We start from the raw sequence: 24,497 nt of genomic DNA, 5'->3' as shown, positions 1-24,497 counted from the left end.
TTTTATTGGAAATCGTCGCTGGCCTAATTGCTTATACATTCCAACCTAAAAAACCGAGCTTGAATTTACGGGATTGTGATATAGCTATTTTTAAACGAAGCTGAGGTTAACTAAGATATTATACTACTGACTCACAACTTGATCTTTAGGGTCAAATGTAAATACAGCATCTGTTGCCTGTTTTACATTTATACCTTTAGGTAATGTGATTTTAACAATAGGTAAAAATTTACCTGTTGCATCTTTATAATCACGTTGATCTTTTTGTGCATTAGCTAAACCTGAATTTTCTGAATAAAAAAGGGCTTCAATAGGTACTGTTTGTGGCTTATTCTCATCCCAAGGTTGAACTACTATCTCATTATAATTTAAACCATTACCATGATAAGGCATTGCAAGTAATGTTTGATAAAAAGCATCTGCTGGATTTTTAGCCGTCGGTCTAACATCAAATGCACAGATTCCCCATGCAGATTTTCTTGCAATGGCTTTATTTAATTGATGAGCTGTGAAAACACCAAAATCTTGGCATGATTTTCCATCTGAAGGTTTAGGCGGTGCACCACAGTAATTTCCCTGACGCCCCCAAGTATTTGCATCAAGAACATAGGAGCATAATACAGGAATTTTAGCCTTATCTTCAGGGGCCATCTGTTCAGGAAAAAGAATAAAACCATTAACGCTAGCAAATGTATTGCCAAATTTAGCATCTTTTCTTAAATATGAAAAAGAAACTCCATTATTTTTTATAGAAGATGGATTTAACTTCCAAAATTTAAATCCAGGCCGAGTCCCTCTCATCAAAACTCCAGAGCAAAGAAAAGCAGGTGATTGTGCATCACCACAATCTTTAACGGTATTATTATATTGTTGAGTTAATATATTAGAAATATCGTTTTGTCCATCGGTTTCATTTCCCGTTTGCGTGAAAGCAAAAGTATTTTCTGAAAAAAAGGCAATACTAAGGAGCAAACCTACGATAGGCTTTTTCATAAAATCCTCACTTAATTTAAATTAAAGTGTGTTAATTGGAATTAAATTGTTTCTTATTCACTTCCTAGTAGAGTTTTTCACTATTTTTTTTATATCACAACTATCAAATTTGATAGTTGTTCTAGTCAATTATTGGACTAGTCTTAATATTAATATTTTAAAATATTAAACAATACTCAGGTTAAATTATGATTAATTTATATGAATTTTATTCGGATTGTGTTGTTGAGGAATTTAATGATCTTCATTTTGTTATTAAAACCATTCAATCTATTACTGATATAGAATGGTACTCTCTCTTTTACTCTTCAACTAAAAATAATATTAAAGAGGCAAATTTCATTACCAACAATGATCAATTAGCCTTAAAATATCAAAAAGAAAAATATATCAATAAAAATCCCATTTTTGAATATTGTATAAAAAACACTATCCCTTTCATATGGGATTGCAATAAACCAGAAAAAAAATCAATTTTTTTCTATAAAATAAAAGGTTATGGAATAAACCATGGCATATCTTTTCCTATGCATGGAACTAATCATGAATTTGGAATTTTAACTTTATCTTTTTATTGCGAAGAAGAGGGTTATATAAGGATAATAAATAAGAATTTCAATCAACTAATGGCATTAAGAGATATAATACTACATTATTTAATTACTTTAAAAAACAAAAAAAATAACATTAAATTAAGTGAAAGAGAAAAAGAAGTTTGTTCTTGGTATTTAATTGGAAAAACAACATGGGAGATATCACGCATACTTAATTGCTCAGAAGCGAATATTAATTTTCATTTTAAAAAAATTAGAGAAAAATTTAATGTTAACTCTAGAGGTGCAGCCATAATAAAGGCCATTGAAAATGGCCAAATAGAATTATGAAGCCTTGTTTTACTATCAAATCTGATAGTTGTGATATAAAAAAAATAGTGAAAAACTCTACTAGGAAGTGAATAAAAAACGATTTAATTTCAATTAACATAATTTAAATTAAGTGAGGATTTTATGAAAAAGCCTATCGTAGGTTTGCTCCTTAGTATTGCCTTTTTTTCAGCAAATACTGTTGCTTTCACGCAAACGGAAAATAAAACCAATGTACAAAATGATATCGTTAATATATTAACCCAACAATATAATAATACCGTTAAAGATTGTGGTGATGCTCAATCACCTGCTTTTCTTTGCTCTGGCGTTATATTGCGGGGCACTACACATTCAAATGATTATAAATTTTGGCAACCTAGCCCAACATCTATAAAAAGTGGTGGTGTTTCTTTTTCATATTTAAGGAAAGACGCTAAATTTAAACGTTTAGCTTATGGATCTAAAAATGGATTTATTGTTTTTCCTGAACATATAGCCCCTAAAGATAGAGTCGATTTTTCTGTTTTGTGTGCATTTCCTATTGATGGCTATACAAATGAGAGAGCGAATCAAGGTTGTGGTGAAAATATTACTAAGTCGAAAGGTAAAGGTAAATCTTGCCAAGAACAAAATGTGATGAATTCCGATGATTGGATAAAAAATTATAGGAAAGTAAACTCTCAAGATCTTTTTCAATGTGGATTTAATGTTACTAAAGATGTAAATAATCCAGCTATAGCTTTCTATCAAATGCTAGAAAGTATCAAAAAACTTCCACGTACTCCTAATACTCCACCAAAACAGAATGAAATCAGAATTTCAACCTGGGAAGAAAATGATCCTAATAAATTACCTATTGAAGCCCTTTTTTATTCAGAAAATTCAGGTTTAGCTGATGCCCAAAAAGATCAGCGTGATTATAAAGACGCAACAGGTAAATTTTTGCCTATTGTTAAAATGCTACTACCAAGAACTTTAAATGAGGATGCATTATTCAAATTTAAGATTGAAGATCAAGTTATTAAGCCATAAACGATCATTGGATTACTTTAAGCTCTATTTTTCATACGGAGCTTACTGTAATCCACTTTCACTCTTCGTGATGAAACAGAACTCCACTTTGACATCCTCCTTATCTTAAAACCAAGTGATGATTATACACAGGTAATAAAAATTAACCCTGATGGCGGCTTAAAATCAGATAAAGATGGATTAAGTGTAAAAATTAAAGCGGGCAATGGTATTAAGATAGACGATAGAGGAATCAGTATTGATCCCGATAATCTATTCCCAAAAGGAATGATTGTGATGTTCTCCGGTACTCATGCTCCTACCGGCTGGGCTTTTTGTGATGGTAATAATGGAACGCCAGATTTAAGAAGTCGTTTTGTCATGTGTGGTGAAACTCTTTCTGAGACAGGAAAAAGCAATAGTAAAGCCAGTGGTAGTGGCACCGGAAAAAGCTTTTTCAAAAATACAATATCAACTACAGTTTCGGTAAATGTTACTGTGGGAAATACAATTGATATAAACTAAAATCCATCTATTTTATTATTTTTCTGATTAGTCCTATTTTTACTGTACCAAAAGAAGTTTATGAAAAAATAAGATAAGTCTGAAAATGTATTTTAATTAAGCATCTATTTTTATAATTTTACTATCAAATACAACCAGTTAAATAATAAGACAAAAAACTCAATCTTATATTGTAAATTTAAGCTATTGAATTAAATACAGTCTATTAATATATTATCTATTAACAATATACTTCCTACTCGAAACTAAGAGGTGATAATTATGGTATACGAATATAGTAGAAACGACAGGCAAAAAAGACCCTCATTCTCATCGGAAAATCCTATTGATCCCGAGGTGACAAACAGAGAAAACAACAGACATAGACTCCCGAAAGATAATTATAATAAAGGTAATGGAGATCTATTTTACGGTCTGGCGCTTGAAAGAGGAAAGTATATAAAAGAAACTAATCCTGAATTTAATCAAGACAAACCAGAAAATGCTGCAATGATTATAGATGTTTATAACAATGGCGTATCGATGATTATCTTGAATAGTAATGTAAAGAAAACTTCAACCAATAGGTTACTAAATTTCATAAATAATTTCAAAAAAGATAGGCTACAAAATCTTATGAAAAACCCCGAGAAATATGCAAAAGATATTAAAGTCAAGAATGATCTACGGGAAAAGATTTCCTCAAGAGAAATAGAAAAGTATCCATTATGGAATGATTATTTTGAAGCAGGGATTAGAAATAAAAAATTTAATATTGCTGACATATTTAAAGAAACAGCCAGTCAATATAATTCTGATTATTATCATACATGGCATATACAAGGAGGAAATTCTGCTCCCAGATTACTCTGGAAAAGAGGAAGTAAGCTGGGTATAGAAATGGCGGCAAGTAATCAGAGAACAAAGATCCATTTTATTCTTGATGGCCTGAATATTGAACAAGTTGTGAATAAAATAAAAGGTCCTACCCCTTTAGAAGCAGGACCCGGTGAGTCAATTACCGCTTCCGAACTACGTTATGCCTACCGAAATAGAGCAAGATTAGCCGGAAGAATTCATTTCTATGAGAATGGTAAAGAAACCATTGCACCATGGGATAAAGACCCAGACTTATGGCAGAAATACACACGTGGCTGCTCCCCGCCGTAAAAAACGGCGAGGCTTCCCACTTCTCAGGCCGCAACCGTTGGTGCAACGGATTTACGCAGGCCTCCATGAGCAGAGACGACGTGTCCCGCCGCCTGTAATTTGCTTTTAAAGCGGGGGAATTTTACCCGTTTTTGGAAGAAATTTTGAAACACCCTGTCCAGATTAATGACCGACTGCTAAATTAGACATGCCTGAGGATCTCCACGATTTTGTTTTATCTAGCAAAAACTTTGATCATGCCTCAGGCACTAAGTTCCCTTCTTAAGCAAACCTCAGGTTACTTACAATTACCGTAAAGCATCCATTTAATTAAGCGGTAGCATCTGAAATCAATTGGGTTGCCGGCACATCCTGTCCAAATCCTCGCAGCCCAACCACATGCACATGTTCGTGGTTTTTAAACACTTTACGCACCAGTTTATAAGTGGTCCCTTTTTCAGGGCTGATATTTTCCGGGGCGGCGATAATTAACTGCATTTGCAGGCGCTCACATAGTTCAAACAAGGTAGCGATAGATTTAGCATCCAAACGCGCCGCTTCATCAAGGAATAACAACCGACAAGGGGAAATATCTTTACCACGCAAACGACGGGATTCTTCTTCCCAACTCTGTACCACCATCACCAAAATCGACATGCCGGTACCGATCGCTTCACCTGTCGATAGCGCCCCACTCTCTGCTTTTAACCAGCCATCCGATCCACGGTTAACTTCAACATCCAGTTCCAGATAGTTGCGATAATCCAACAGCTCTTCACCTATGGTTTGCGGTAAGCGTTGACCGATATCCACTTGAGGATTCAGGCGCTGATAAAGTTTTGCCATTGCTTCCGAGAAGGTTAATCGCTGGCTGTTAAAGAGATCCTGATGCTGTTCTTGCTGTTCAGACAACACATCCAGCAATAGCGCGTGGCTTTCACGCACGTTCACATTTAACCGCACACCACGGACTTGTCCGAAGGAAACGGCTTGCAGCCCTTGGTTTAGCATGCGGATTCGGTTCTGCTCACGTTGAATGGTTTTACGGATAATATTCGCCACGCTCTTCGAACTAATGGCTAATTTCTGCTCTCTGGCTGTCAGCTCTTCCGTCAGACGGGCTAATTCAATTTCCATCTGTTCAATGGCATCAACAGGATCGTCAGTACGGATAATATCCTGACGAATACGTTCACGCAGATGCTGATAAACAGCAATAAAGAACTGTACCTTACGTTCAGGCCGTTTGGGATCTTCCGATAAACGCAAAGCATCACGCAGATGTTCGTTATCAGCCACCGCCAGACGCAACGCACCCAACGCTTTATCCGACATGGAACGTAACGCGCCACCCTCCATATACGCCAGTTCACGGCGGTGCAGGCGACGCTCAACGCCATTGTCTTTCACCATCCGCATCACTGCGCACCAGCCGGCTTTAGCAGAAACCACCTGTTCACGGATCTGATAGTAATCGCGTTCCAGTTTCCGCAGTTTTTTCTGCACGCTTTCCATTTCCGCTTCACAGAAGGCGATCTGCTTCTCAAGCTGATTGACTCTGGAACGGTTAGCGCTGAGTGCTTCATGGAGTCGATCACGACGCTCGCGAGCACGAATTTCAGCATTCGCATCCGCCTGCACACCGATATCTTTCATCTCCTGTAACAACTCTTTCAGCATATCCTGTTTGGTTTCATAGGAACTTTTCAGGGATGCCAGCACCTGATTAAACTGGGAATACTGCGCTTGCTGTTGACGCAGTTGTTCACGGGCGCGGCTGCGATCCGATTCCGCATGTTCCAGACGCTGACGCAGTTTGTCATTCAGATCCGCATTTTCACTGAGCATACCCGCAGAATCACTGTAGCTGAAATGCGCACGGCGCTGTACGACTTCCACCAGCGCAAAAGCCTGTTGTTTAGCCTGATGCTGACTGTGTTTGGCGGTTTCATAATCCTGCTGCAACTGTTCATGTTGCTGTGGATCACTTTGCAAAACCGCAACCATCGGTTCCAGTTTTGTCAACGCCGAACTATGTTGTTGCAGGAAACGCGCCGCTTCCTGCGCTTCGTCCAGCTCTTCGCGCACTTCTTCTACGCGATCAATTAAAGTTTCATCCAGTAACAGAGTCACTTGAGGGATCAGGCGGTTTAATGTCGTCAGGCTTTCTTTCGCCTGTGCATATTGCTGACGCTGCTGTTGAGTCTGATCTTCAAACCGGGACACTTCACGTTCCAGTTCCGTGTGACGCTGTCTCAGTTCACGGATTTCGGCTTCCGGATCGGTATCAAATGCCACCGACAAGTGTTTACCCACAAATTGACCGAATGCCTGATGCGCACGCTGAATTTTCTGTACATCAAAAGAGAGCGTGGCATAACGCTCTGCCAGGGCATCACGCTCCAGGTTCAAGGCTTCCAAGCGGTTTTCTCTGGCAGCGCGACCAAACAGCGGCAATTCAGGATAACGGGAATAACGCCATTGGCGGTCGGAAGATTTAACCAGCACCGCATTAGTCTGCTCTTCGGCATTAAATACGCTGTCATCAAAGGATTGCGGATCCCCTTCAATTAAGTAGAGATCTTCCGGGCAATCCTCCAGCGTTTCAAGATGTGGACGTACCAGGGAAAGATCCGGCACCACAATGCCGTGGCGCGCCGGTCCATACAGGGCCGAGAAATAAGGCGCATCATCAATGGTGATATCGTCATAAATTTCTGACAGCAACACCCCGCCGAAACGTTCTGCCAAGGCAATCATCCGGCTGTCTTCCGCGCCGCTTGGCTGACTGAGGCGCTCAATTTGCTTTTCCAGCTCACGTTTTTGCGCCGCAACTTCATCACGCTCTACCGTGGCTTCACGCTCACGCTCAAGCAGCTGCTGCATGTATTCAGTCATGTCATTACTGCTTGCCAGCGTCTCACCACTCTGTTCACACAGTTGATTCAGGGTATCCTGCGCAGCCAGCCAGACCGGTGCACGGGCAGTCAGTGATTGAATTTTCTGTTTCAGTTGTTCAAGCGCCTGACGCATCTCCATACGACGCTCACCGCTTTCATTAACACTTAAACTTAACGCTTCCTGCCGAGCTTCAAGTTCATTTTGTAATCCTTCCAGATCTTCGGCCTGATATTGCTGTCCCTGACGTTTACAAAATTCGCTTAATACACGTTCCGCATTTTGTTGGTTGTTCAAGCGCTGCTCCAATTCAGCCAACTGCATGCGTAACGGCTGAACGCGATCCGCCAGATGTCTCTGTGATGACCAATCACGCAGCAATTCCCGGGCATTCTGCCATGCTTCACTGCGGTTGATTTCGCCAACCATGCTTTTAACCAGTTGATATGCCTGCTCAAACTGGCTATGAGCCGCATCAGCAACACTTAATTTCTGTTCCAACACCAACAGGGATTCTGTCGCCTGCTGCTCTTTAGCCTGAAAGGTTTCCAGCCATTCTTCTGCGTTATCAACGGAAAGATCCGGTAACCGGCAAAACTCACGGGCGCGTTCCAGCGCTTGTAATGCCTGTTGATACTGAATAGCCCGGGTTTGCTGAACATCCAGCGCCTGCTGGTAATCCGCCAACTGGCTTTTCAGTTCATCCACTTCCTGTTCCGCCGCTTCCGCTCTGGCTTCATCTTCAGCCTGAAGCTCTCCTGCTTCTTCGACAACGTCTGTCTGTTCCTCCAGACGGTAAGACAACTCTTCCAGATCCACCTGATAACGGTCGATTTTTTCCTGCTGGCGCATGGCGGTCTGCACCAGATTCAAGTGGTCACTGGCAGCCTGATGATCAGTTTCTAAATCAGAAGAGGCGCCACTCTGTTCAGCCAGCTCGCGGGCCATTTCGACATGACGATACTGCTCAGTCGCCAGTTGTTTATGGCTGCCAAACAGTTCACCACGCAATGCTAACGCTTCATCCAGATGAGTACGACGCTCATTAGCATGGCGCATATAGTCGGCAGAAACGTAGGCAGTCGCTTCGGTGATCAAATGTTTGAACAGATCGCGATCAGATTGGGTTACCCGAATGGCTTCCAGCGTTATGCGGTTTTCGCGCAATGCGGCTTCCATATCCTGAAATGCCTTCCGGACACCACTGTTTTCCGGCAACAGGTAATCGCGCAGGGAGCGGGTAATCGCACTGGAGATACCACCGTACAGAGAAGCTTCGATCAGACGATAAAATTTGCTGCGATCACTGGCTGAACGCAGGCGTTTGGGGAGCACGCCCAAATCAAACATCTGCGCGTGATAATCCGTGATGGAGCTAAATTGTTTGAACTGCACGCCTTCCATTTCATCAAGACGGTCTTTCAGTTCATTCAACGGCAATACACGCGCCTGCCTTTCACCCACATTTTCAGTCAGTAGCTGAGTGGGTTGGATAGCGGTCGGCAAGCCCTGAATCATAAAAGGTTTGATATCAACTTTTCGGTCACGGCCCGCCACCTGTTGCAATCTCACCCCAACCACCACCCGCTGATGGCGGGAGTTGATCACATCCAGGGTTGAGTAACAGACTCCCGCACGCAGCTTGCCGTGTAAACCTTTATCACGGGAACCGGAAGTGGCGCCAGCTTCGGTGGTGTTACGGAAATGGAGCAGCGTCAAATCAGGGATCAGCGCTGTGACAAATGCCGCCATCGTGGTGGATTTACCCGCGCCATTGCCGCCTGATAAGGTGGTCACCAGTTCATCAAGATCAAAAGTTCTGGCAAAAAAACCATTCCAGTTAACCAGCGTCAGCGAACGAAATTTACCGCGTTCAATCATGGTTGTTCATCTCCCGCACCTTCTGCTGAGTTATCCGGTGTTTCATCATTTTCACTGTCATCAAGCGACAAGCTGCCTTCAACCGGCATTGCCTCACCATCACGGATCATCCTCAGTTGTACTTCTCGAGGATCGTCGCCACTGCGTACATCAGCACCAAAACGGAATACCGCCTCAGTGATGGTAAATTTGTTGTTGTCATTCGGCAGGAAATAGACCATGCCCAAGCGACGCAGACGGTTGAGCGTCGTGCGCACTTTTTCCTGTAATTTCTGTTTATCCAGATCCGAACCAGAAGAACGCTGGTTGACAAACTTCATCAGTTTGCCTTCATCAGCCAGTGAGATCAGTTCTTCATACAGTTCCTGAGAGGTAAAAATCCCCTGATTAGTCAACCGTTCCGGGCTGAGATAGAGATAACAGAGGATTTTGCCTACCATCATATCCAGCTCTGATAGTACCGAACGGGGGATCAATGTGGTCGAACGGGGCCGCAGATAGAAGAAGCCTTCCGGTGCACGGACCAACTCCACATTGTAGCGGGCGTAAAATTCTTCCAATTGCTCCTGAAAATCCATCAGAAAAGCGTGATTATCAAGATCATCTATCCCGATATGACGGCCCGCGCGCAGCTGGCTGTCCAGTTCCGGGAAAAGTGAATCGGCTAACGCCTGTGCCAGTTTAACCGGCATAAATTGTTCAATATGTGTCGATGACATGTGCCTGTACCTTGGCTCCGTAATCATTAATCGCTAACCATTCCGCTGGCAACCCAGAGAAATCCGCTTCTGCAACCCCCAACCGCACAGCCTGATCCACCAAAATACGCGCCACATCAAAGTGACGGGGAAGCGGATGTTGAGCAAGGTAGTCTCTTAGCACCGTCCCCAAATCCAGCGGGCGTTGCTCCTGCTGATATACCAACAGGGCTTTTTCAATCATGGCTGCCAGTTGATCGTTTATTTCACTGAATTCTTCATATTCCAGTTCTAGCGGCAGTTCGCCGGTCACTTCCTCATTACGTAACGCCAGTTCTTCATCACGCATATCCAGCAAACGCTCTGCGTTGGCAACGGTGAGGGTCCACGGGTTATCAAAATAGTGCTGCACTGATTGACGTAAGCGCTGGGAGAAAATACGGTTTTTATCCATATCAATCGCGGTACGGATAAATTTGTGAACGTGGCGGTCGTAGCCGATCCATAAGTCAATCGCCTGCTGACCCCAACTGATAATACGGTCCAGTTTACTTTGCAAATCAAATACCAGTTTATCAACCAGTTCTGATCCTCCACTGCCCATATTCGCATCCTGAATACGCAGCAAATTGGCCTGTAGCTTATCGCCCGCCGCTTCCAGTGTGTCTTGCAGCTCCCGCAATGTCCCTGATGTTTCTGATAACAATTGTTCGCAGTTAGCAATCGCTGCTTGCCAATCTTGATTCAGCAACGCTGCGATATCTTCTTTAACGAAGTTTTGCTGTTCGTCCATCAGACGTTGGGACATATCAATGCTATCGAAAATTTCCGCGACAGAATATTTTAGCGGCGCAAAGACGTTGCGATGCCAATGAAATTCATCTCCCCCTTCTTCCGCCGCCTCTGCCGCCCGGTGCAGCTCATTTGCCACAATCGAAAGCTGCATAGAGAGGCGTAAGGTAGAAAATTCCCGCTGACGAATGTAGTAGTCACTGATACTGATGCCAAGCGGTGTTAAGCGATAGATTGCGTTGCCATCGGCCAGTTCGCTGGTAAAACGGTTAAGCAGTTTCTGGCGCACCATGTCATTGATAGCATTATTAGCCCGCACCGCGACGGATTCCGCAGTTTGTTCGAATCCTTTGCAAACTTCACGAAAAGCGTCAATCAGTTCCCCTTCGCTCATCTCACCATCAAGACGCTCGCTGTTTAATACCGCGATTGCCATCAGAAAAGCCAGCCTTTCCACCGGCAAGGAGATGGAAAAATCATTTTTCCTGGCCCAAGACACCAGTTCCGGGATAGTCTGGGAATATTCACTCATAATACATCCTTTAACGCTGGCTTGCGTGCCATTACATGAATGTAACGCCCCAAACTGATATAAGGCTCCTGTCGGCAATAACGCTGCTCTAATTCCAGTAACGCTGGAAAGTTCTTGCTCTGTAATTGGCGACTTTGCAAATAGTCGTGAAAAACACGCACACCGGTTTTACCAGTAATCACCATATTTAATTCATCAAGCCATTGATATACCTGTTCAGGCGCCAACGGATTCTGAGGAGACAGTGAACGTTTTCTGCGACGCGGCATATTGGGGGTCGCCAAATGAAAATTGCCTAAAATAGCATTACGCATGACCAAGCCATTGGCATTGTAAAACATTAAAGACAGAGCGCCGCCAGGATTAATGATATTCGTTAACACTTCTATTGCATATTTCTGATCGGTAATCCATTCCAGTACTGCATGAAACAATACCAGATCTACCGGCTGTTCTATATATTGGTTAATTTCCTGTACCGGGCTTTGTATAAATTGCATATTTTGGCTGACCCCTTTTTCTTCAGCGGTCAGCTTTGCCCGTTGGATCATTTCTTCTGATAAATCGCAAAGTATCACCTGATGACCCAGTTCAGCTAATTGACATGCCATATTCCCTTCACCGCCACCCGCATCTAAAATACGTAGTGGACGTCGTGGTAATTGAGCCAGTAATTCGCTGATATCCTGCCAGACAACGGCTTGCCTGATTTTACCTTTGGTTGTGCCGTAAATATTACGAGAGAATTTGTCTGCAATATCATCGAAATTGCGATCCCGCATGAAAAACTGCCTCACTAATGGAATAGATCTGATTTATCTGTTGAGATTTCATTATGCTAGCTGCTATTTTGGCACAGCATTCATTGGCATAACCACTTTTGACTACAAATCGTGGGCCATATGGCTATAATTCAATCAAATTAAGGCAAATAAATGCTATTTTTATTTAAAAAGTACCTGGGTGCAATGGTAATGCCTCTGCCATTAATATTACTGATTTCACTTGCTGCCTTATTCCTGTTGTGGTTTACCTGTTGGCAAAAAACAGGGAAAACGGTTCTGACGTTCAGTTGGCTTGCTCTGCTTCTGCTCAGTCTACAACCCGTTGCCGATAAGCTACTGTTACCATTGGAATCGGTTTACGCTAAAGCCTACCAACCTGATCCCAGTAATATCAATTCACCGGTTGATTATATCGTCGTTCTTGGTGGCGGCTTCACTTATAACCCAAATTGGGCGCCCAGTTCAAACCTGTTCAACAACAGTTTGCCGCGGGTAACAGAAGGCATCCGTTTATATCGCCTCAACCCCGGCGCTAAAATGGTCTTTACCGGCGGTTTGGGAGTAAATGCTAAAAGCAACGCGGAAGTCGCCGCTATAGTAGCACAATCTCTGGGCGTGCCCGCAGAAGATACTATCGCACTGACAAAACCCGTGGACACTGAGCAAGAAGCGAATGAGGTTGAAAAATTGATTGGCAAGCGCTCTTTTATTTTGGTCACCTCCGCCAATCATATGCCGCGGGCGATAACTTTCTTTAAACAACGTGGATTGAACCCCATTCCCGGCCCAGCAAATCAATTAGCAATCACATCCTCTTTACATCCCTGGGAAAAATACCTGCCCTCTGCTTATTTCCTCTCTCATTCAGAGCGGGTATGGTATGAAACTTTAGGTACTATCTGGCAGCGTATTAAACCGTCGAAAAGTTCAGAACCCCCACAAACATCAGAGCATGCTCAACCGGTAAATGATCCGCAAACCACACCTTGAAATAACATGGAGAAACGAAAGCGCAAATAGTAATAAAATGAGGCGCTTTCGTTAACCCAAGAATGAGCTCAAATAAGTCATTAGATCTCAGCAAAAACTTTCCTGACTGCGGCTAAATCTTCTGGCGTATCAACCCCCGCACCCGGCGCTTTCAGTGCAATACCAACATGGATCTTCTCGCCGTACCAAAGTACCCGCAATTGTTCCAGCATTTCAATTTGCTCTAACGGGCTTGGCGCCCATTGCACATAACGACGGATAAAACCCGCGCGGTAGGCATAAATACCAATATGACGCAGGAAATTATCGCCAATCATTTCCCGTGATTGCATAAAACGGTCACGTTCCCAGGGAATCGTCGCTCTGGAGAAATAGAGGGCATAACCCTGTTTATCCATCACCACTTTCACCGCATTAGGGTTAAAGGCTTCTTCCGCATCACGAATTTTCACCGCCAAAGTTGCCATTCCGGCTTTACAAGCCGCCAGATTCTCTGCGACTTGTTTAATAATCTCTTCAGGAATTAATGGTTCATCACCCTGAACATTGACAATAATTTCATCATCGGAGAATTGATATTTTTCAATAACTTCTGCTAACCGTTCAGTACCAGAATGATGATTCTCGTTAGTCAAACAAGCCTCACCACCCGCAGCCGCAACCGCATCAGCAACGTCGTGATTATCAGTTGCCACAATAACCCGTTCAGCGCCAGAACGCATGGCGCGCTCCATAACCCGCACAATCATTGGCTTACCATGAATATCAGCTAATGGTTTACCGGGTAAACGGGTAGAAGCAAAGCGGGCAGGAATAATAACGGTGAACATGCCTTATTTTCCCTCATCCAGAGGTAATTCACGGGCTTCGAGGTCTAACAAAACGGGAATGCCGTCACGCACAGGAAATGCCAATCGATCCAACTTACAGATAAGTTCAAAATTCTCTTTATCGTAACTGAGCTTGCCGTTACATACAGGGCAAGCAATAATTTCGAGTAAACGGTGATCCATATACATCCCCCAGATTATGGAGCTTTCATTTGATGCGGCTCAGAATAACATAAGCCTGGTGTCACCGTTAACTCTTGTTATTTGATCTTTCGATCCTTTTCCCAATATCATTCACAAAGATCCAGATAGAGGAAATGTGAAGGTTCAGAACTATCTCAGTAGATGTTATGCTTTTGTCTGAGAACCGATTTAGCTCTCTCTTTAATCATAAAGAACAACAAATAAAATAATCTAATGAGATGAAGTCTTAAAATGCAATGACATCGGTTGCAGTTAAGCTATAACCGTTGCGAGTAATTGAAAATTCTACATTTTGTCCTTCTGTGAGTGATTTGCTTTTTGTATTAGCAATCGCTTTTCTTCTGACCAATATGTCTTGTCCCCCATCTTGTGGAGAAATAAAACCATATCCTTTATTCTCATCAAACCATTTCACTCGGCCCATCTTTAATTGTAATGTCATGATAAATCCCCCATTTGCTCATCTCACAATAATTTAATTTATTGTTTTTGATGTTTTTACCCTTTATTAAGTTTTCGAATAGAACCTCGTCTCAGTTTCAATACGTTAAAATACACTTAATTCGAGTAGCACATTTGTTTAAGAATGGATACAAACAACAAGTATCCTTGCTAACATTGCCGATGACTGAACCAAGTTCACACAACGGTTGTTCATCCACAATGCATCGTTTTAATATCATTTAACAATGACAAAAAATCAAATAAATCTGGAATAATTACTGAAATTTTATGAATTGGTAAGAGGAGAACGGCTTGAATTTGCTTCCAATAATGAATCTATTTTATTCAACATTGCCTGCCCTTTTTCCTCGGGTAATTGGGCATCTACCGGTAAATACCACCAATTTGACCGGGCAAATTTAAAGCACTTAACAGCATCTTTTTCCGTCATGAGTAAATTCTGGTTTGTATCAGCCAGATGACTCAACTGCTCTTCGGTGTACATTTGATGATCGGCAAATGCATGCTCTTTTTGCAAGTCAGCCCCCAACTGTTGCAGGGTAGCAAAGAACCGTGGTGGATGCCCGATTCCTGCCATAGCAACAGCGTGAGGTATGAGATGCACAGCTCTCTTTTCACCACTAACCATATTCACCGCCAGCCTGCCGGCTAATGTCATTGATAATTCGCCTGATTGAGGAGTACCGCCGTTGGTAATAATGGCATTAACCCTATTCAACCGCCCGGATAACTCACGCATCGGGCCAGCAGGAAGCCACCAGCCATTACCAAAGCGACGTACGCCATCAATGACCACGATTTCAAAATCCCGTTGTAAAGCATAATGCTGTAGACCATCGTCAGTAACGATAATATCCAATGGCGTATCTGCCAGTAACGCTTTTACGGCTTTAACCCGTTTTGGCGCAACCGCCACCGGTGCGCCAGTACGACGATGGATCAGCACAGGTTCATCACCTGCCTGAGCCGTAGTTATCTTGTCCGTCACCAACAAAGGATAATTTTCTGCTTTACCGCCATAGCCACGGGACACAACACCAACCCGGTAACCTTTTTTCTGCAACTGTTCCACCAGCCAGATAACAACCGGGGTTTTACCATTGCCGCCGGCAGTCAGATTACCCACCACCACAATAGGTACAGGCGCTTTCCAGGATTGACTCAACCCGGCTTTATAACTCAATCGCCGTAAGCCGCTTATCAGCCCGTAAAGGGCTGAAAAAGGTAATAACAGCAAATAAAGCCATGAACGGCCTGACCATATGCGTTCAATCATTGCCCAAATTGCATCCGATGTAGTTGTGAGTAAACCCCATTGTTCTCCAACAGAGAGGGGTGGTTACCTCGTTCAACAATATGCCCGTCTTCGATAACCAGAATTTCATCCGCTTTTTCAATGGTTGAAAGACGATGTGCGATAACCAGTGAAGTTCTGTTTTTCTGCAATTCATCCAATGCCGCCTGAATTGCCCGCTCAGATTCAGTATCCAATGCTGAAGTTGCCTCATCAAGAATCAGAATCGGCGAATCACGCAACAAGGCGCGCGCGATGGCAATACGCTGACGCTGCCCCCCCGAAAGCAGAACACCATTTTCACCGATCATGGTATCCAGACCGTTATCCAACTTCCTGATAAAGTCCATTGCATAGGCCATCTCTGCCGCCTTCTCAATCTCTTCGCGGCTGTATTGGTTTTCACTAGCATAAGCAATATTGTTCGCTACCGTGTCGTTGAATAAATGAACATTTTGCGATACCAGAGCCACCTGGCTACGCAAAGAGGAAAGCGTATATTCCCGTAAATCATGACCATCAAGCAAAATGTTACCTGCGCTGATATCATAAAAACGGGTCATCAAATTGGCTATTGTGGATTTACCAGAACCCGATCGCCCTACCAGCGCAATAGTTTTGCCGGCCGGGATAGACATGGAAATATTTTGTAACGCCGGCAGTTCTTTAGTCGGGTAGCAGAAAGTGACATCACGGAACTCAATATTCCCTTTCGCTTTTTTAAGCTCCAATTTGCCGTCGTCTTTTTCCTGTTCCATATCCAGAATAGCAAACAGAGTCTGACAGGCAGCCATACCACGCTGGAATTGCGCGTTAACATTAGTCAAAGATTTCAATGGGCGCATCAGCGCAATCATTGATGAGAATACGACGGTAATTTTACCGGCGGTCAGTGTTTCCATAATATCCGGAAAGCTTGCCGCGTACAGGACGAAAGCCAAAGCAAACGAAGCAATAAGCTGAATAATCGGATCAGAAATTGATGAAGCGGAAACCATCTTCATACCTTGCTGACGCATACGGTTACTGACTGTGTTAAAGCGCTCAGCTTCTACTTTCTGCCCGCCGAAAATCAGCACTTCTTTGTGCCCTTTCAGCATCTGCTCCGCACTGGCGGTGACTTGCCCCATGCTGTTCTGCATATTTTTACTGATACTGCGAAACCGCCCCGATACGACACGAATAACTAATGACACTATCGGCGCAATCACAATCAGGATCATAGATAGCTGCCAGCTATAGTAGAACATCAGGATAAACAGGCCGATGATTGACGCCCCTTCCCTGACCACGGTAATCAGTGCACTGGAAGAGGAGGAGGCCACCTGTTCAGAATCATAAGTAATGCGGGAAAGCAGAGTCCCAGTAGATTGTTGATCAAAAAATGACACCGGCATCCCCATCATATGGCTGAACAGACGACGACGCATCTGCATAACCACTTTACCGGAGACCCAGGAGATACAGTAACTTGATACAAACCCGGATAGCCCACGCATAATCATCAAAGCAATCACAACCAGCGGCATCCATTTCAGCACATCACTGCTTGCTTTGCCGAAACCTTCATCAAGTAAAGGCTTAAGTAATGAAAGCATTAACGTATCACCGGCAGCATTAAGGATCAGTGCAACCGCAGCAACTATCAGCCCAATCTTAAAAGGAAAAATGATTGGCCATAGTCGGCGAAAGGTCTGCCAGGTAGAAAGGTCTTTATCATTCATTATTGAGTTACCAACACCAAAAGAAATAGCGGGTTATTCTACTCATGATCACCACGAATACCAAACCACTGATGATACCAACGTGACATAATTTGTTGCCTGTAGCCCACAATTTCAACGTAATCGCCATAAAAACAACCGGTTATCTGCCCGGACACTGCGGTAGTACGCCATTCTGCCCCGGCCTTACGATAACGCCGTTGCACTTTGACCGAAGGGAGCCGCCACGGGCTATAGCGTGCAACAGAGGCCAATGCATATTGCGGCGCCACAGTATGAATAAAAGCAGCTGTAGATGATGTGTTACTGCCATGATGTGGAACTTGCAATATTGTCGATCTTAAATTCTCTTTTTCTATTCCCAGCAGCTTATATTCCCCTTGCTTTTCCAAATCCCCAGTCAAAAGCAGGCTATATTTACCATCGTCCACACGAATAACGCAGGATTCATTGTTACCCGCATGTAATGATCTTGCCGGCGGCCATAATACTCGGAAGCTCAACCCTTGCCAGAGCCACTGTTCACCGCGTATACATGGAAGATGTTGCTGATTAATTAAAGAACTTCTCACAGCAATACCTGGATATTTTTGTTGTAAGAATGCTAACCCGCCCGTATGGTCAAGGTGATCATGACTGATAATAATCTGCTCCGGCGTTAATCTGTGCCAACGCAAATAAGGGATTATCACCCTCTCAGCCATACTGCCGGTTTCCCAACGATTACCGGTATCAAAAATCAGCGCCTTGCCCTCTTTTTCAATGATAACAGCCAACCCATGCCCAACATCCAGCATAGAAAACCGCCATAAATATTCTTCGTTGCGTCTCAGATAACAGAGCATGACCCCTAAAGAAATGCCAATCAGCAATTTGTATGATCGCCACCAGGCGAATCGCCAGATAATGACAATAAACCAGGCAATAAATGTGATTAATAGCGGAAAACGGCCAGTTTCACGCCATGACTGTTGCAAAACTGGCAAAGGAATCAAAGAGAAGGTCACAGAATAATCGACTAATTGCCATAATAAAGCCTGAATAACAGGGTAAAAAGTGCTTATTAATGCCAGCATAATCAACGGAACAGTAATAAAAGAGATAATTGGCACAGCCCAAAAGTTAGCAAATAAAGCGGCAAAATTAACGCCATGAAATAACAATAGCTGGAGGGGAATAAGCATCAGCATCATACCCATTTGCATATATAACCCACGCAGCCATAGCCACTTCCAGCCATAACGAAATGGTTCAGTCAACGGCGCCCAGTAGAACCAGAACATCAGAGCCATCACAGCAAAGAAGGAGAGCCAAAAACTATCAGAAAGCACGGTCAGGGGATCAAATAAGAGAATAATTGCCGCTGTCCATAATGCCCACTGCCAAGGAAAACACAGAATATTTCTGTAGCGTAGATAGAGCCAGAGAGTTAAGCCAAGTAATGCGCGAATAGCCGGAATTCCCCAACCAGATAGCCAGACATAATTCATTGCCGCTATCCAGCCGGTAATCAGTGGGAATTTGTGCCCTATCCAGCGTACCGGAAAGAAGAGTTGCAATAACCTTGCCATTCCCCAGCCAAACATGCTGGCAACGGTAATATGCAACCCTGAAATTGCCATAAGGTGAGCCGTACCTGTCTGTTGTAATAATAAGTTATCCTGTTTATTTAGCCATTGACGCTCACCGAATGCCAATGCCATTGCAATGCCGCTGTGTTTTAACTCACGCATAGCCGGAGCAATATGACTGACCAATTGCTGGCGTAAGCTACATTTCCCGTCAATTAATTCAGCGTGAATCACTTTCCCTGTTAGAGGCTGGCGGATAGCTAATGCCCTGCGCTGGCTATCATAACCCGCTTGATTTAGCTGACTATGAACTGGCCGTAATTTCATTTTTAGTTGCCATTTTTGACCGGCACACAGAGATTCAAGCGAAATATTCCAATAAGCAGAGATATACAGTGGTGGGAAAATAACTTTATTTTCATCTGCAACAATACGCAGAAGGACCCTGTTTTTTCCTTCATTGACTTCATCACCTAATGACAAGCTCTCAACAATTCCCTGCGATAAGCGCTCTTTCTCACTAAGATAGATTATTTGTTCGAGCAGATGATTTCCCTGCCAGCATCCGATAAGAAATGCCAGCAATGAAATTGATACCATCCGGAAAAGACAGGATGGCAAAAACAAACAGAATAAAGCCAGTAATATCAATGCAATAATTTGCTGTTTTTGCGGTAATTCAGACAGAAAAAGCAAGGGTATAATACCGGCAATAATGGCTACCGCAGCCTGATTCACACTGATTACCGGAACAGGCTGTTTCCCGTTTATTGTTATCTTGTTTATCAAGACTGAAAACCGCATCCTTGTTCACCCTATCCTTACCCTTTTATTTTACTCAACAAAGTATTTCTTTTTATTTAAAAGGTAGCCAGAGATATCAGAAGAATTATCAAACACCTTCGCAGATTAATTTTAAGTTAAGAATAATTTCATAGAAAAATGTGAGCAGCTTCGCAAACAGTCAGGATTTGGCATATTAATTTTTATTTTCTCTCTTTATATCCAGCACAAACATCGAATAAAATACACTGCGAATTCATGCCTGTACTACAAACACAAACGCGCAATATAAGCTATCAAGGAGTTATATTATCTATTTATTATTACCATTAAATTTGTTGTTTTTTGAAATCATTAGTAAAGGCTGTAAAACAATAAGATAACTATATGTAAAATAAAAAACCATTACCATCAGGTATTATCTCTATTCTTTAATGCTAATTTGGCAAAATTACATAAATCACTATCTTATTTTTGTGATTAATATCTCATTGATTAAACATAAATAAGATTAGATTACTATTTACACTCTATTTTTATGTGAAAAATCATCAGAAATCATGTTAAATACAAATAAGGTGGTTTTTATGAAAAATGAAATAATTTTATCTAATTCTTTACAAGAGAATGATCTCACTAGACTATTTAATGATGAAGTGTTAGCAATTCATGTAAAAAAATATGTCGATAGTCATATTTCAGACAAGCTGTCTGATTTTTTCCTTTCTCACAAAAATTTGGAACTTCACGCACATGATTTAAAAAAAGGAGACAAAACTATTTTTGTGGATTATGGCGTTGATAGGGTTGGTACATCTTACAACACGACTTTTGGAAAACCCAAAGATAGCGATAGTTATAAAAAATATTTTGAGAACGCGTTATCCGCAATAAGAAATGTCAGAAATTTCTGTGCCCCAATGTTGGCTCCTTTCGATAAATTGCGTTTAGAGTTAGATGAAGTCTGGTCCGCAGGCGCCAGTATTGCAAACTTTGAAGGTAAAAAGATGCACGTTGGCATCGCCAGAGTTATGAAAAGGCCCGAACTCTCTTTCATGGTTGAAAAACAACCTCATTTTGATGGCCTTCAACAACAATCAGTCAATTTGTTAGGGCAATTCTCGGTAAATATATATATAAGAATGCCAGTAAATGGAGGGGAGCTGGAACTGTGGGATGTCCCTGCAATTCCTATCACTGAGTTAATCGAAGATAATGCAGAAAATAATTGGCGAGGCACTCTTCCGCCTTCCTTCCTTATTAAACCAGAGCAAGGAGATTTGATCATAATAAATACCAGAAAACCCCATGCCATTCGTAGTTTTTCCGACGGGTGTAGAATATCATTACAAAGCTTCATTGGATTATCTCTAAATAAACATCTCATGCTATGGAATTGATTATATGGTTGATGTAATGAGTACATTAGGAACGTTTTTTCTTTTAGGATTGGGAGCTGCGGCTCCCGTTGGTCCTATAAATATAGAAATTATGCGCAGACACTTGAATATCAGTTGTCTTCACGCCGTGATTTTCGGTTTAGGCGCTTGCTTTGCCGATATAATTTATTTATTACTTTTAGGTGCTGGAGTATTACAATTATTCTCTGATACTATTTTTATGCCTATTCTGGGTTTTTTAGGTGCATTATTCGTCATTTGGTTTGGTATTACCAGTTTTCTAAATAAGAAAAACGAAGAAAATAGAAATATCATACGAAAGCCCTATCACAGGCAATTTTTTGATGGTGTATTATTAACACTCTTAAATCCGTATAATGTTATTTTCTGGTTGTCTGTAAGTGCTCAACTCAAAAATATTACATCAGATAAATATAGTTTATTTATTGGTGCATCAGGTACAATTATTGGTGTTATATTTTGGGTGGCATTGATTAATGCAGTTATATTTTTCTCCAGGAAAATGCTCAGTCATCGTGTTGTTAAATTTATTAATTATACCAGTGGAGTCATTCTGATTATGCTTGGAATCTATTTCTTTTCATATTCAATAACATTATTCAATCTGCATTTTTCTTAAGCAGGAAACACGGCGCCTGAGGAATAAATAAAACTCTTGACCAACCGAAATTCATGGATATCCTCAGGCATAATTAAAAATGTACTCAAATTTCTCAGCCGAAATAAGCTGTTTTTCAACCAACATAAAAGTTTTTTAAGAAATCACATCAGATTGACAAGATTATGGGGGCAGGTTTTCTTGACATAATAATCAGCTCTTTTATATGAGCCTTTATTAGAACAAAGTGCTGACCTTTTGATCAGCACTTTGTTCTAAATTAATCTAAAACAGCACCCAAAGGTGCTGTTTAGAATAAGCAATAACTTGTATCTTCAAACTTAATCGTAGATATTCACGCGATCACGTAACTCTTTGCCAGGTTTAAAGTGGGGAACGTATTTACCTTCCAGTTCTACTTTATCACCCGTTTTGGGGTTACGACCTACGCGCGCGGCACGGTAGTGAAGAGAAAAACTGCCGAATCCGCGCACCTCTATACGCTCACCATCTGCCAACGTTATTGCCATATGGTCAAGCATTTCTTTCACTGCATCTTCAACGGTTTTGGCCGAAATATGAGATTGCTGGCCAGCAAGTCTTTCGATTAATTCAGACTTGGTCATTAGTACCTCCCTAAACTACCGTACTTGGATAACACTAATATGATGTGTTATCCACCGTTATTAACTTTAATTACTCGCCTTTAGCTGCTTTGAAAGCTTCAGCCATTGCGTTGTTAGCAAAGTTTGTCTCTTCTTGTTTGTTCACAGAAGCGATAGCGTCTTTTTCATCAGCTTCGTCTTTAGCGCGAACAGACAGGTTGATTACACGGTTTTTGCGATCAACACCAGTATATTTAGCTTCAACTGCATCGCCAACGTTCAGAACCAGAGTTGCATCTTCAACACGGTCGCGAGAAGCTTCTGATGCACGCAAGTAACCTTCAACGCCGTCAGCCAGTTCTACTGTGGCACCTTTAGCATCAACCGCGGTAACTTTACCATTAACAATAGCGCCTTTCTTGTTTACAGACAGGTAGTTATTGAATGGATCTTCCGCCAGTTGCTTGATGCCCAAGGAGATACGCTCACGCTCTGCGTCAACTTGCAACACAACAGCAGCAATTTCGTCGCCTTTTTTGTATTCACGAACTGCTTCTTCACCGGTAACGTTCCAGGAGATGTCAGACAAGTGAACCAGACCGTCGATGCCGCCATCCAGACCAATGAAGATACCGAAGTCAGTGATAGACTTGATTTTACCTTCAACACGATCGTTTTTGTTGTGAGTTTCAGCAAACAGCTGCCATGGGTTAGCTTTACACTGTTTCAGACCCAAGGAGATACGGCGGCGTTCTTCGTCGATATCCAGAACCATAACTTCCACAACGTCACCAACATTAACAACTTTGGATGGGTGGATGTTTTTATTGGTCCAATCCATTTCTGAAACGTGTACCAGACCTTCAACGCCTTCTTCGATTTCTACGAAGCAGCCGTAGTCAGTCAGGTTAGTTACACGGCCTGTCAGTTTAGTTCCTTCTGGGTAACGTTTAGCGATTGCTACCCATGGATCTTCACCCAGTTGTTTCAGGCCCAGAGACACACGGGTGCGCTCACGGTCGAATTTCAGTACTTTAACTGCGATTTCATCGCCCACATTGACGATTTCACTTGGATGTTTAACACGTTTCCAAGCCATATCAGTAATGTGCAGCAAGCCATCAACACCGCCCAGATCAACAAATGCACCGTAGTCAGTCAGGTTCTTAACGATACCTTTAACTTCCATACCTTCTTGCAGGTTTTCCAACAGTTGATCACGTTCTGCGCTGTTTTCAGATTCGATAACAGCACGACGGGAAACAACTACGTTGTTGCGTTTCTGATCCAGTTTGATGACTTTAAACTCAAGCTCTTTACCTTCCAGGTGAGTTGTATCACGAACTGGACGAACATCAACCAGAGAACCAGGCAGGAATGCACGGATACCGTTCAGTTCGACAGTAAAGCCGCCCTTCACTTTGCCGTTGATGATGCCGGTAACAGTTTCTGCTTCTTCGTAAGCTTTTTCCAGCATCAGCCATGCTTCATGGCGTTTTGCTTTCTCACGGGACAGAACAGTTTCACCGAAACCATCTTCAACAGCGTCTAGCGCAACATCAATTTCATCACCGACCTGGATTTCCAGCTCACCCTGAACATTTTTGAACTGTTCTACAGGAATAGCAGATTCTGATTTCAGACCTGCGTCAACTAATACAACGTCTTTATCGATAGCAACAACGATGCCGCGAACGATAGCACCTGGACGAGTTTCAATAGATAGCAGGGATTCTTCAAAGAGTTGAGCAAAAGATTCTGTCATGTTAATGATCTTCAAAATTTCAATTTAACGTCCACTTAGCTTCCCGCCGAATGGGGTTGTTTTACATGCCCTGTCACTATTCCCTATGACAAGGTTGTTTGGTTTGTGGGAAAACTTTATTAGCCCACGTACCTAATT

The 24,497-nt window shown here is 42.3% G+C and carries 20 protein-coding genes and 1 pseudogene; 8 read left to right on the top strand and 13 right to left on the bottom strand.

Going from position 1 to position 24,497, the window contains the following annotated elements; all coding sequences use genetic code 11:
- Nucleotides 1-104: pseudogene (locus ABR397_RS25480) on the top strand (IS982 family transposase); the annotation flags it as partial.
- Nucleotides 105-123: 19 nt separating this feature from the next.
- Here the strand turns inward: ABR397_RS25480 and ABR397_RS18055 are convergent.
- Nucleotides 124-993, bottom strand: coding sequence for a hypothetical protein (locus ABR397_RS18055; protein ID WP_350306941.1), 870 nt, complete (start codon nt 991-993; stop codon nt 124-126).
- 188 nt (nt 994-1,181) lie between these two features.
- Here ABR397_RS18055 and ABR397_RS18050 point away from each other — a divergent pair, with 188 nt between their 5' ends.
- The 4 genes from ABR397_RS18050 to ABR397_RS18035 all read left to right on the top strand — a co-directional run bounded on the left by ABR397_RS18050 (nt 1,182) and on the right by ABR397_RS18035 (nt 4,544).
- Nucleotides 1,182-1,877 (top strand): helix-turn-helix transcriptional regulator, encoded by a 696-nt coding sequence (locus ABR397_RS18050; RefSeq protein ID WP_350306940.1) that lies wholly within the window; start codon nt 1,182-1,184, stop codon nt 1,875-1,877.
- Nucleotides 1,878-2,000: 123 nt separating this feature from the next.
- The gene (locus tag ABR397_RS18045) at nt 2,001-2,891 is read left to right on the top strand and encodes an N-acyl homoserine lactonase (RefSeq protein WP_350306939.1); all 891 of its coding nucleotides are present in this window, start codon (nt 2,001-2,003) and stop codon (nt 2,889-2,891) included.
- Nucleotides 2,892-3,158: 267 nt separating this feature from the next.
- Nucleotides 3,159-3,395, top strand: a complete 237-nt coding sequence (locus ABR397_RS18040; RefSeq protein WP_350306938.1) for a hypothetical protein — start codon at nt 3,159-3,161, stop codon at nt 3,393-3,395.
- Between the two features lie 261 nt (nt 3,396-3,656).
- Nucleotides 3,657-4,544 carry a hypothetical protein gene (locus ABR397_RS18035; RefSeq protein WP_350306937.1) on the top strand — a complete coding sequence of 296 codons (888 nt, stop codon included), beginning with the start codon at nt 3,657-3,659 and terminating at the stop codon, nt 4,542-4,544.
- A gap of 309 nt (nt 4,545-4,853) precedes the next feature.
- On the opposite strand, the gene mukB is transcribed toward ABR397_RS18035, so the two are convergent.
- From mukB to cmoM, 4 genes are read right to left on the bottom strand one after another with little or no spacing between them, the layout of a single operon-like run.
- Nucleotides 4,854-9,302 carry a chromosome partition protein MukB gene (mukB, locus tag ABR397_RS18030; protein WP_350306936.1) on the bottom strand — a complete coding sequence of 1,483 codons (4,449 nt, stop codon included), beginning with the start codon at nt 9,300-9,302 and terminating at the stop codon, nt 4,854-4,856.
- Nucleotides 9,299-10,021, bottom strand: coding sequence for a chromosome partition protein MukE (mukE, locus tag ABR397_RS18025; RefSeq protein WP_350306935.1), 723 nt, complete (start codon nt 10,019-10,021; stop codon nt 9,299-9,301). Before mukE ends, mukB begins: the two co-directional genes overlap by 4 nt.
- Nucleotides 10,002-11,324, bottom strand: a complete 1,323-nt coding sequence (gene mukF / locus ABR397_RS18020) for a chromosome partition protein MukF (RefSeq protein ID WP_350306934.1) — start codon at nt 11,322-11,324, stop codon at nt 10,002-10,004. The genes mukE and mukF overlap by 20 nt, the downstream gene beginning before the upstream one ends.
- Nucleotides 11,321-12,106 (bottom strand): tRNA uridine 5-oxyacetic acid(34) methyltransferase CmoM, encoded by a 786-nt coding sequence (gene cmoM, locus ABR397_RS18015; protein WP_350306933.1) that lies wholly within the window; start codon nt 12,104-12,106, stop codon nt 11,321-11,323. The genes mukF and cmoM overlap by 4 nt, the downstream gene beginning before the upstream one ends.
- A gap of 153 nt (nt 12,107-12,259) precedes the next feature.
- On the opposite strand from cmoM, the gene elyC reads away from it, so the two are divergent.
- A complete protein-coding gene (gene elyC / locus ABR397_RS18010; protein WP_350306932.1) occupies nt 12,260-13,099 on the top strand; it encodes an envelope biogenesis factor ElyC in 840 nt (279 codons plus the stop codon).
- Between the two features lie 80 nt (nt 13,100-13,179).
- Here elyC and kdsB read toward each other — a convergent pair whose 3' ends face one another.
- From kdsB to ABR397_RS17980, 6 genes are all read right to left on the bottom strand, one after another.
- Nucleotides 13,180-13,929: a 3-deoxy-manno-octulosonate cytidylyltransferase gene (gene kdsB, locus ABR397_RS18005; protein WP_350306931.1), complete on the bottom strand. Its 750-nt coding sequence runs from the start codon at nt 13,927-13,929 to the stop codon at nt 13,180-13,182.
- A gap of 3 nt (nt 13,930-13,932) precedes the next feature.
- Nucleotides 13,933-14,112, bottom strand: a complete 180-nt coding sequence (locus ABR397_RS18000) for a Trm112 family protein (protein WP_350306930.1) — start codon at nt 14,110-14,112, stop codon at nt 13,933-13,935.
- Between the two features lie 247 nt (nt 14,113-14,359).
- Nucleotides 14,360-14,575 carry a cold-shock protein gene (locus tag ABR397_RS17995; RefSeq protein ID WP_021325185.1) on the bottom strand — a complete coding sequence of 72 codons (216 nt, stop codon included), beginning with the start codon at nt 14,573-14,575 and terminating at the stop codon, nt 14,360-14,362.
- Nucleotides 14,576-14,863: 288 nt separating this feature from the next.
- The gene (gene lpxK, locus ABR397_RS17990) at nt 14,864-15,874 is read right to left on the bottom strand and encodes a tetraacyldisaccharide 4'-kinase (RefSeq protein WP_350306929.1); all 1,011 of its coding nucleotides are present in this window, start codon (nt 15,872-15,874) and stop codon (nt 14,864-14,866) included.
- A complete protein-coding gene (gene msbA / locus ABR397_RS17985) occupies nt 15,871-17,619 on the bottom strand; it encodes a lipid A ABC transporter ATP-binding protein/permease MsbA (RefSeq protein ID WP_350306942.1) in 1,749 nt (582 codons plus the stop codon). The genes lpxK and msbA overlap by 4 nt, the downstream gene beginning before the upstream one ends.
- A 35-nt stretch (nt 17,620-17,654) precedes the next feature.
- On the bottom strand, nt 17,655-19,991 hold the full coding sequence (locus ABR397_RS17980) for a ComEC family protein (RefSeq protein ID WP_350306928.1): 2,337 nt from the start codon (nt 19,989-19,991) through the stop codon (nt 17,655-17,657).
- Nucleotides 19,992-20,557: 566 nt separating this feature from the next.
- Between ABR397_RS17980 and ABR397_RS17975 the strand changes: the two genes are divergently transcribed.
- Both ABR397_RS17975 and ABR397_RS17970 read left to right on the top strand, forming a co-directional pair.
- Nucleotides 20,558-21,370: a 2OG-Fe(II) oxygenase gene (locus ABR397_RS17975; RefSeq protein WP_350306927.1), complete on the top strand. Its 813-nt coding sequence runs from the start codon at nt 20,558-20,560 to the stop codon at nt 21,368-21,370.
- A gap of 4 nt (nt 21,371-21,374) precedes the next feature.
- Complete coding sequence (locus tag ABR397_RS17970) at nt 21,375-22,010, top strand: LysE family translocator (RefSeq protein ID WP_350306926.1); 636 nt, start codon at nt 21,375-21,377, stop codon at nt 22,008-22,010.
- A 320-nt stretch (nt 22,011-22,330) separates the two neighbouring features.
- Here the strand turns inward: ABR397_RS17970 and ihfB are convergent, their stop codons facing one another.
- Both ihfB and rpsA read right to left on the bottom strand, forming a co-directional pair.
- Complete coding sequence (gene ihfB, locus ABR397_RS17965) at nt 22,331-22,615, bottom strand: integration host factor subunit beta (protein ID WP_021325190.1); 285 nt, start codon at nt 22,613-22,615, stop codon at nt 22,331-22,333.
- A 70-nt stretch (nt 22,616-22,685) separates the two neighbouring features.
- Nucleotides 22,686-24,359, bottom strand: a complete 1,674-nt coding sequence (gene rpsA, locus ABR397_RS17960; RefSeq protein ID WP_023044853.1) for a 30S ribosomal protein S1 — start codon at nt 24,357-24,359, stop codon at nt 22,686-22,688.
- Between the last annotated feature and the right edge of the window lie 138 nt (nt 24,360-24,497).

It is taken from the genome of Photorhabdus viridis (assembly GCF_040256935.1).
GTDB lineage: Bacteria > Pseudomonadota > Gammaproteobacteria > Enterobacterales > Enterobacteriaceae > Photorhabdus > Photorhabdus viridis.
This window is presented reverse-complemented; position numbering and strand designations above follow the sequence as displayed.